The sequence below is a fragment of the Bradyrhizobium sp. CIR18 genome (assembly GCF_014198295.1).
GTDB lineage: Bacteria > Pseudomonadota > Alphaproteobacteria > Rhizobiales > Xanthobacteraceae > Bradyrhizobium.
Genome location: NZ_JACIHF010000005.1, coordinates 478,145 through 486,665 on the forward strand (window position 1 = coordinate 478,145; position 8,521 = coordinate 486,665).

Annotated in this window: 7 protein-coding genes and 3 pseudogenes; 6 read left to right on the forward strand and 4 right to left on the reverse strand. The window is 60.8% G+C overall.

The features are described from left to right. Positions 1–225: 225 nt before the first annotated feature. From GGD65_RS39955 to GGD65_RS20195, 3 pseudogenes are all read left to right on the forward strand, one after another. A pseudogene (locus GGD65_RS39955) lies at positions 226–342 on the forward strand (ATP-binding protein); the annotation flags it as partial. Positions 343–1,307: 965 nt separating this feature from the next. Beyond that, positions 1,308–1,429: pseudogene (locus GGD65_RS41150) on the forward strand (short-chain dehydrogenase); the annotation flags it as partial. 347 nt (positions 1,430–1,776) lie between these two features. Next, positions 1,777–2,492 (forward strand): annotated as a pseudogene (locus GGD65_RS20195) (IS256 family transposase); the annotation flags it as partial. A gap of 312 nt (positions 2,493–2,804) precedes the next feature. Here the strand turns inward: GGD65_RS20195 and GGD65_RS40245 are convergent. Genes GGD65_RS40245 through GGD65_RS40255 form a run of 4 tightly spaced genes read right to left on the reverse strand, consistent with a single transcriptional unit; the run spans position 2,805 to position 3,881 of the window. Next, entirely contained in the window at positions 2,805–3,077 is a 273-nt protein-coding gene (locus tag GGD65_RS40245; protein ID WP_246783357.1) for a hypothetical protein, read from the reverse strand. 51 nt (positions 3,078–3,128) lie between these two features. Next, on the reverse strand, positions 3,129–3,266 hold the full coding sequence (locus GGD65_RS40250) for an IS110 family transposase (RefSeq protein ID WP_246783358.1): 138 nt from the start codon (positions 3,264–3,266) through the stop codon (positions 3,129–3,131). Beyond that, on the reverse strand, positions 3,266–3,418 hold the full coding sequence (locus GGD65_RS41155) for a hypothetical protein (RefSeq protein ID WP_409362750.1): 153 nt from the start codon (positions 3,416–3,418) through the stop codon (positions 3,266–3,268). The genes GGD65_RS40250 and GGD65_RS41155 overlap by 1 nt, the downstream gene beginning before the upstream one ends. Then, positions 3,351–3,881, reverse strand: a complete 531-nt coding sequence (locus GGD65_RS40255; RefSeq protein WP_246783359.1) for a hypothetical protein — start codon at positions 3,879–3,881, stop codon at positions 3,351–3,353. Before GGD65_RS40255 ends, GGD65_RS41155 begins: the two co-directional genes overlap by 68 nt. A 2,087-nt stretch (positions 3,882–5,968) precedes the next feature. Between GGD65_RS40255 and GGD65_RS20210 the strand changes: the two genes are divergently transcribed. From GGD65_RS20210 to GGD65_RS20220, 3 genes are all read left to right on the forward strand, one after another. Beyond that, positions 5,969–7,252 (forward strand): aspartate aminotransferase family protein, encoded by a 1,284-nt coding sequence (locus tag GGD65_RS20210; protein ID WP_183236387.1) that lies wholly within the window; start codon positions 5,969–5,971, stop codon positions 7,250–7,252. A gap of 10 nt (positions 7,253–7,262) precedes the next feature. After that, the gene (locus GGD65_RS20215; RefSeq protein ID WP_183236388.1) at positions 7,263–8,138 is read left to right on the forward strand and encodes a transporter substrate-binding domain-containing protein; all 876 of its coding nucleotides are present in this window, start codon (positions 7,263–7,265) and stop codon (positions 8,136–8,138) included. Positions 8,139–8,150: 12 nt separating this feature from the next. After that, the coding region (locus GGD65_RS20220) for an ABC transporter permease subunit (protein WP_183236389.1) at positions 8,151–8,521 on the forward strand (371 nt) is incomplete at its 3' end.

Sequence of the window (8,521 nt, forward strand, 5' to 3'; positions counted from 1 at the left end):
AGCGTACGTACGCTGATGCGCGGCAGATTAGCGGAGTTCAGGCGGCAAGTGATCGCCGTTTCGGCAAGATCGGTGACGCGATCCGGGCCGGCCGCGGCGGGCCGTCCGGCAGCGCGGCAACGACGAGGGACCGCGCCCAGATGGCTTCTTCAGCACCTCAAGCCGGTGCCCCAATGATGCGGTTCCGTGATCGTGACGTGAGACACGATCCGCGGGTAATCTGACGTGTTCGGCGATCCCGTGGTCACCATCGCGAGCCTTGATCGTCTGCTGCACCACAGCCACGTCATCTTCATCCGCGGCGACTATCGGTTGAAGGAGAAGCGTCGCAGCGGGCTGCTGCAGAAGCCTGCCGTGCGCGAGCGGCATGCTCATTCCTGCAAATCAACGGGGTCATTCCTCATGTCATCGCGGGCTAAAATCCGGACGCCGCTTGATACGTATAGCTGCAGATCTAACATCTTACGATGTGCAGGCGAATTATCGCTGTGCATCAGGACACCGAGTGATTGGTTGCCGGAGCTGAAATGTTCAAGCCGCGAATATCAAGCGCCAGACCAACATCGATTTCACCGACGGCAAGTAGCAGCTGCTGCTCCGCCCGTCCTGCGCAATCGCAACTCCATACTCCCGCTCGGCTGCCGCAACGCTCACAATCCCGTTCCCGCACGTCTTGGTGCGCGAATCTTGGGATGGCCAAATCTACCGCGGCCCGGTGATAGGGCGCGGACCGTATCTTTCACGCCGTATCCGAGTGGTCCGAATGGTTCTGCCGTCGGCAAGCCGGGTTCAATTTCCACCTGTGCCCGCCCGACCTCCCTCCGCGCCAAGTGGCGACCTCGTGAAACATGAGGAGCGAGCGGGGTAGACCAAGCTTATGGAGCTGTTTCCTCAAGCGAATTGAGATAGCCGGTGAATTTAGGTGCGACGTAGGCGCCCACCACCGCCGTGGAACCTCGCTCGTACTCGCCCATATTCGGCATGATTTCGCTCGATAGGAAATCCAATCGCCTCGCCAGGTCTTTGCAAGCGCCCTCTTGGGCTTCGCGTCCGTGCTTGACTTCTAGAGATTCAGGTCCAACGATTGCTATGTGCAGGTAGTGGGGCCCTTCACCTTGCTTGCTTGCCACCGCGCGATTCAGCTATTTGAGCTTAGTCGGCCTCGGTTGCGAGTGGGGAGAAGTCAAACCTGCGAACACGTCGGCCGATTGCCAATTCGTTGACAAATGCTAACGCCAATACGCGCGAGCAGTGGGAGCGAACTTTCAACCTCTGCTAGAGGGAAGCAATCTCGGGGTGCGCGCCTTTCCTTCACCGAGGGTCTGATCAACGATCTGCGCCTGAACCCGCCGCACATCAGGCGCTCGGTCGTGATGCCTTGCCAGTCGGAACATCAATCGCCTCCAATGCAGGCATGGTGCAGAAAAGCGCTCTAGCGCATGTATTCGTGCAACGTGGCAGCCTCTTGCAGAGTGATCATATCGAGAGCCTGAAAAGCAAAAGAGATGGAGAGCTCAGAGTCAGGAGGACGCGCGCGAGCTAACTCGTCTTCGGCTGTGGTTATCGGAACCAGCGCGCACGCGAATTAACTACTAGCCTACTGCGATCATCAGATTCCGGGTCGTGTCCCCAGTGATGGTGTAGCTCGGCAGAGCAAAGCCGGCCGCCCGCGTGCCCTCAGATAGCGCCGTAGCGGGCTGACGGCTTTGCGGTGGTCACGGGCAATTCGCCGTTAGGGTCGGGTTGCTGACACCAACCTGATTCGAGGAACCACCGATGACCGACGAGATGATGAACCTTCGCGCTCGTGGAGAGGGTCCCAGACGCCGATCTACTTCGCGAGATGATTGGCTTTGCCGCCCAGCGATTGATGGAGCTGGAGGTTGCCTGGCTGACCGGAGCGGTGAAGAATGCCGAACGCCTTGCCCAGCGCAATCGGGACCGTGACCGGACCTGGGAGACGCGCGCCGGCGCGGTCGAGCTGTGCATTCCCAAGCTGCGCAAAGGAAGCTACTTGCCGGGCTTCCTGGAGCCGCGTCGGATGGCTGAAAAGGCGCTCACCGCGGTGGTGCTGGAAGCTTATATGCAGGGCGTCTCGACCGATCCGTCGATGATCTGGTCCAGACCATGGGCATGACTGGAATCTCCAAGAGCCAGGTGAGCCGGCCTGTGTGCCGAGATCGACGAAGGTGAAGGCCTTTCTCGCTCGCACGATCGAGGGCGACTGGCTATATCTGTGGATCGACGCCGCCTACGTGAAGGTGCGCCAGAATGGCCGGATTGTCTCCGTCGCGGTCATCATCGCGCTCGGCGTCAATAGCGACGGCCGGCGTGAAGTTCTCGGCATCGACATCGGCCCTTCTGAGGCCGAGACGTTCTGGACCGCGTCCTTGCGTAAGCTCGCTCGGCGCGGGCTTCATGGCGTCAAGCTCGTGATCTCCGATGCGCATGAGGGCATCAAGGCCGCCGTCAGCAAGGTGCTCAATACCGCCTAGCAGCGCTGCCGCGTCCGCCTCATGCGCAACATCCTGGCCCGTGCCGGCAAGAGCGGGCCCGAGCACGGCGGCATGCTGGCGTGGAACGGGACTACGTTCCTGGCTGGCACTTGCCGTCACCGGCGGTTACAGTCGTCGGGGCGCGGGCGACCTCGTGGCAAAGCGTGACGCGTCGGCTGCAAGCATCACCGGACTGCCTATTGTGTCCTGCCGAACTGAGGCGCCCGCGCGCCGAGTTTTGGCCGCCGCGGTTTCTATTGCGACACCCATCGTTCGTAGCTTCGCTCCGCCTGGGGGGCAATCAACATCTCACGGTCGCGCGGCGTCTTGATGTTGTAGGCATAGTCTGGTCCACGCCGGCTGCCCTCTGTTGCGGATGTCCGCGCGGGTCTTGTTGGCGACCAGCGCCGGGGGCGCCCACAGGTAATCCTCGCTCTTGATCAGCAAACGCCAGCAGAGCACCGTGAGCTTGCGAGCCACGGCGACCGCGGCGACCTGATGGCCAAGCCGGGCGCGGATCCGCACCAAAAAGGTTGCAGTGGACGGGCGCCTTGGCCGCGGCCCAGGCCCCTCGACCAGCATGGCGCGCGCGTAACTGCGGCCGATCTTGCTGATGCGACCCTGATGGGCGGCTCACAGTCCCGAATGCCGCACCCGCGGTTTCAGCCCGCAATAGCTCACCAGCTTCTGCGGGCTGTCGAACCGGCTGATGTCGCCGATCGCCGCCACGATGCCGGCGGCAACCGCCAGATTGACGCCGGTGATCGTCATCAGTCTGTTGACCGCGAGATCGTCGAGGCGACCTGCGCGATCTCGCGGTCGAGCAGAGCCACGTCTTCCGCCAGCCGGTCAAGCTCACGGACGTCGGCAGCTGTTGGGCGCGGCCAACCACGCCCGGCCGCGGGCGTTGAAAAGATCGGCATGCGGGCACTTCGGAATTAGGTGCGCGTGCAGGATCGAATGCACCTCGTTCCTTGAGCCGCGTGCGATGCCGCACGACCTGGTAGCGACGAGCCACCAGCCGACGCTTGCGTTCCGTCTCCGCGTCAGGCGTCCAGATCTGCGGCAGGTACCCGGCCGCCTGCAGACTGGCGAGCGTGGCGGCATCGACTTGTCGGTCTTAACGTGAGCCTGGGCGATCGCCTTCACCTGCAGCGGATTGGCGATGATCACCCGTGCCACGAAGGGCGCCAGAAGTCGCAAGACCGCCATGCTGTTGGCAGTCGCTTCGACCACCATCTCATCACTGGCCAGCAGGGTCTGCCAAATCCCTCCAGCGCAGTCCGCGATCATATCGATGCGGCCCGTATGTCGGAGCCTGCCCTCCTCCCAAAACACCACCTCGCCGAAAGTTCGGTGGACGGCGATGCCAATCACCCGTCGCATTCGCACCTCCTGCGAGATATGACGGGAGCTGCGGGCGACACGACGAGCGGGCGGTTCAGCGGGCCCGCTACATGACACTGGAAACCATCGCGCCCTTGAGCGGTGAACCCGTTATCGGCTTGCCTGCCGTGGCAGGCTGATGCCTTCCGACCCGCCGGAAAATCGGCGGTAACCTGCCGTCAGCTACACCATCGCCAGGGGAGTACGTCATGCCAACCTGATGATTGCATGTGGGCGAAAGTCCCATCCGGCTAAAGCCGTAGCAGGCCAGCCGGGACCGAGTCTTGCGGGCGTTGCGGCAACGCTGGGGTCCGAAGTGTAGACCGTGCGGGGTGCGGAATGAGCCTCGAAAGGTGGATTTTCGCGGAGGCCGAGTGTGCTCCCAAGCACGAAGGCTGCATGAGCAGTCCATACGCGAGAAGATGCCGCTCCGTCGGGGTGGATGGCCGGATCACGCACGGAAGGTAATTATCGGGACATGAGAGGCCCGACCGGGTCCGCTGGATTGGTCTCCAGCGGGGGACAGCGGCAAGGCACTGTCAGCGGCGGGCGAGCGGCGGCCAGAGACCTTCGCCTTCCTCGGCTTTACGCACTATTGCGGGCGGACCCAGGATGGCCGGTTCGTCATGAAGCACAAGAGAGAAGGGAAACGCCTGACGCGCAAGCCGACGGCGTTGCGCCAGGAGCTGGCGCCTCATGCACGCGCCACTGGCCACGCAGTACGAGTGGTTCGCCGCCGTTCTGCGCGGGGCACTATGGCTATTCTGGCAGGCCGCATGATTATCCAGCGCTCAACGGCTTCTACCGCGAAGTGCGTAGGACCTGGCTGCGTTGTCTGAGACGGCGTAGCCAGAAAAGTCGGCGCATGGGCTGGCCGGAGTTCGAGACTCTGACGGCACGCTTCGCCTGCCAACTCCAGGCATCACTCGCCCATGGGCGCAGGCGCGGATATGACGCGGGTTACCCTCGGGAAGAGCCGAGTGCGGGAAAGCCGCCTGCCCTCGAAACGAATCAAAGTGATTCTTTCGATTCAAGCCGATCGACGGATCAGCCCGATGTCCAAATTATGCGTAATCGAAAGCCGGTGAGGACTGCGGAACCGAAGTCAGGCGGCGATTGCTTGTTCTGCGGCGCGCAAACTCCAGGGTACTCTCAAGGGCGCGCTTGGGTGTCGTCAATGCCTTTGCGATAGTGAGCCGGCGGCTTCGTCTTGGATGACGGCATCCGTGAATGTTCCTCCAGTGTCGATCGTAAGTCATGGTGCGTCGCAACCTCAAGTTAAATAGCAGTCGCGATCCCCGCGTTAGTCGCAGTGCCCGCAGGGGATCGAGGAGCGCGCCGGCAACCGCGACAGCGCCGAGCACGATCATCTGCACGGGGCCGCTGACCTGGATGAGGTTCATGCCATTCGACAGGGAAATGACGAACAGCAACCCGGTGAGAGCAGCACCCTCACTGCTGCTGCGACCCGAAAAGCTCGCCGTCGCGCGAGAACCAGGCAAGCTTTATGCACCAAAATCTATGCACCAAAATTGGCGTGAAGCAAATTCAATATCGCCTGGCAGCTAGTTGTGAGAATGCATCATTGGGACTGATCAGTTCTCCGAGGCGGCTACGCCTTGGTTAGAGCCGAGCAGTTCATCACCGGCTCATCGGTAAGGACCGGCTATAGCGATCCGGCGGCGCGAAAGTCGTTTCGAGTGTTCCGTGCGCGAGGCATTGTGAGCGTCTCGGCGACCGAGCTGCGCGGGCTCTGGCGATCGCGTTGGATCAACGAGTGTCGACCTTGCGCCGGCGAGCGTGAACTCTGGTTCTTGATCCAGGAGGAAAGAGCCTCTCTATCGCTCTGTCCGCTACGCGAAGGCCCCAAATCAAAAAAAGCGCTGTCGAATGCTTACAATAGCGCGCCGCTGCTACACCCGACAGTGCAGCGTCGGATCAAAGCGACCGTTAGTAGAATTGAGTTCACCACGACGCTCTTCAAGCTCCTACAGAGTCTCCTTACGCAGCAAACGCGGGCAGGCGAGCTTGACTCGTTAGGACCTTGGTATATGATACATCAAATTGGATAAGGGTAAGGAAACGATATGCGCACCGCGGCTGCGAGCAACAACTATCTGGCTGGAAACTCGCTGGGGATGTTCAAGCTCGCAGAGGACGTGGCGTTCAGCGTTTCGCGTGGCAATGGACCATGGCTCTGGTCAACTGATGGACGCCGGTACGCCGATTACGTCCTGGGCGCCGGACCGATGGTGCTTGGGCACGCGCATCCCAAGGTCGTCGCGGCTATAGCGGAGCAAGCTGGTCTTGGCACGCACTATTATGTCATGAACGAGCGGGCTTGCGAGCTGGCAGCCAAGGTCTGTGAGTTGGTGCCATGCGCGGAATCCGTGAGATTTTGCAGCGATGGATCGGAGGCGAATTTCTTTGCGCTCCGGGTGGCGCGGGCTTTTACGGGGCGCGCCAAGATCTTGAAGTTCAATTGCGGTTTCCACGGACATAGTGACTACGCACAGCAGAAGTCTCGCGCGGAGCCCGGGCACAATGATCAGTGCTCAGTGGCAGAATCGGCCGGTATTCCGGCAGAGATTAGTGAGACGGTCGTCATTGCGCCTTACAACGACATCGAGCGGACCCGACAGATTGTCGAGCCCATCGCGGGTGAGATTGCTGCTATCATTGTCGAACCGGTGCAACGCGCATTCATGCCAGCGTCAGGCTTCCTTGAAGGATTGCGGGCGTTGGCTGATAACATTGGCGCTCTGCTGGTGTTCGACGAGGTGGTGACTGGCTTCCGACTCGCGCTTGGGGGTGCTCAAGAGTACTTCGGTGTGACGCCCGACCTTTGCGCCTTGGGTAAGGCCCTTGGCGGCGGAACGCCACTGGCGGCCCTTGCCGGGCGAGCTGATGTCCTGGAAGTCGTGGCGACTGACCGTCTAAACGACGGTCGGTCTGCCTTCGTGAGTGGCACGCTGAATGGGAATCCGCTGTGCTGTGCGGCGGGTCTTGCCACCCTTGCGCTGATCGAGGAGCTGAGGGCTCCTGCGGTCCTCAAAAAGAAGGGAGAGGCCCTGGCAACCGGTTTGCTTGAAATTGCAAATCGACTTTCCGTGCCCGTGCAGGTGATTGGTCCGCCCGCCATCCAGCAGGTGGTATTTGGGAGCGGTCCGATGGACACCATTGAGGCGGTTGCGGCGTCGCGGCAAGACGTTGCCCGCCGTTGGGGGCACGAGATGATCCGAAGGGGAATCTTCTGCGGACCTGCCAAGCTTTATGTCTCTGTCGTGCACACCGAGGAAACGCACGGTTTGTTCTTGCAGATGGCGGAAGAATCCATACGGGCAGTGCGCGACCAAGGTCTTTTGTATTAGGAGGAGAAGCATGCGTAACCAATTGAAGTTCTCATTGGCGGTTCTGGTATCGGCGCTGGTCGGCAATACCTACCCCTCTCTTGCGCAGGACGATGGCCCGCTTTTCGTCTCGATCCGCAAGGCTGGTGAAGTCAAAATGGCTCTGGCCTCGGCCCCTCCATGGCAGATGGTATCACCGGAAGGAAAGGCGACAGGTTATGGACCTGAGTTAATGAATCTGGTGCTTAAGCGCATGGGGCTGCCGGAGATGAAGGGCGTACTCATGGCTTGGGGCGCCGAGATTCCCGCAGTACAGGCCCGTCAGGTTGATTTTGTAGCCCCTGGCCTGCAGTACACCGAAGAGCGTTGTAACATGCTGGCGTTTTCGGGGCCTAATTTCATCTTCCGGAGCGGGCTGTATGTCCCACTTGGAAACCCGAAACATATCACGCGTCTCGACCAGATCGCACAGAACCCCGATCTCAAAGTGGCAAATATTACAGGGGGAACTTATACGCCCTACTTAGCGAAGGCTGGGGTCAACTCCGAGCAGTTGGTGAACGTCCCCGACATTCAGGCTGCCGTGGCGACGGTTACCGGCGGCCGAGCGGATGCAACTTATCTGTCTTCGATCTCTGTCATTCACCCTGACCAAAAGGGCATCGAATTCATCTTCGACGAAAAATCGCCCGTTTATGGGGTTGGGGCGATGTTCCGCAAGGAAGACGTGGCCTTCCGTGACGCCTTCGACAAGGAGCTCAATGTTTTGCGTGGCAATGGCGTAATGAAGGATCTTCTCATGAAATACTGGAAGGAGGCTTTCGGTGATCTCAACGGCTTCGACGCCAACTGGGAGACCGTCTCCAAGATCCAGAAAGCCAGCGATGTCGAGCCTAGCTGCAAGTAAGGCGCAACCGCAGTGAAGGCTGTTTTGGAGTACTGGCCTGCGCTCTTGCAGGGCCTGTGGGTCACCGTCTGGGTGTCGTTATGCATCATCGTCGGTGCAGCACTCGGCTCGGTGATCCTCGGTGCGCTGAGGTTGTCCAAGTCGCCGGCGATACGTGCGGCCACGATGCTCTTCATCGAGATCGTTCGTGGCCCCTCGGGCCTGGTTCTCCTGTTCTGGGTGTTCTATGCGCTGCCCTTGATACCGGGGATGCCACGTCTGGGCCCCCTCACTGCGGCGATCCTCGTACTGGCGCTTGATGGTTCGGCATATGGCGCGGAGATCGTCCGTGCCGGCATTGAGTCTGTGCATCGCGGGCAAAGCGATGCATGTCACGCGCTTGG

Bases quoted from the DNA above. Each gene is read 5' to 3' on its own strand.
- GGD65_RS40250 (WP_246783358.1), bottom strand. From the start codon at position 3,266: ATGACGATCACCGGCGTCAATCTGGCGGTTGCCGCCGGCATCGTGGCG.
- GGD65_RS41155 (WP_409362750.1), bottom strand. From the start codon at position 3,418: ATGCCGATCTTTTCAACGCCCGCGGCCGGGCGTGGTTGGCCGCGCCCA.
- GGD65_RS40245 (WP_246783357.1), bottom strand. From the start codon at position 3,077: ATGCTGGTCGAGGGGCCTGGGCCGCGGCCAAGGCGCCCGTCCACTGCA.
- GGD65_RS20215 (WP_183236388.1), top strand. From the start codon at position 7,263: ATGCGTAACCAATTGAAGTTCTCATTGGCGGTTCTGGTATCGGCGCTG.
- GGD65_RS20210 (WP_183236387.1), top strand. From the start codon at position 5,969: ATGCGCACCGCGGCTGCGAGCAACAACTATCTGGCTGGAAACTCGCTG.
- GGD65_RS40255 (WP_246783359.1), bottom strand. From the start codon at position 3,881: ATGCGACGGGTGATTGGCATCGCCGTCCACCGAACTTTCGGCGAGGTG.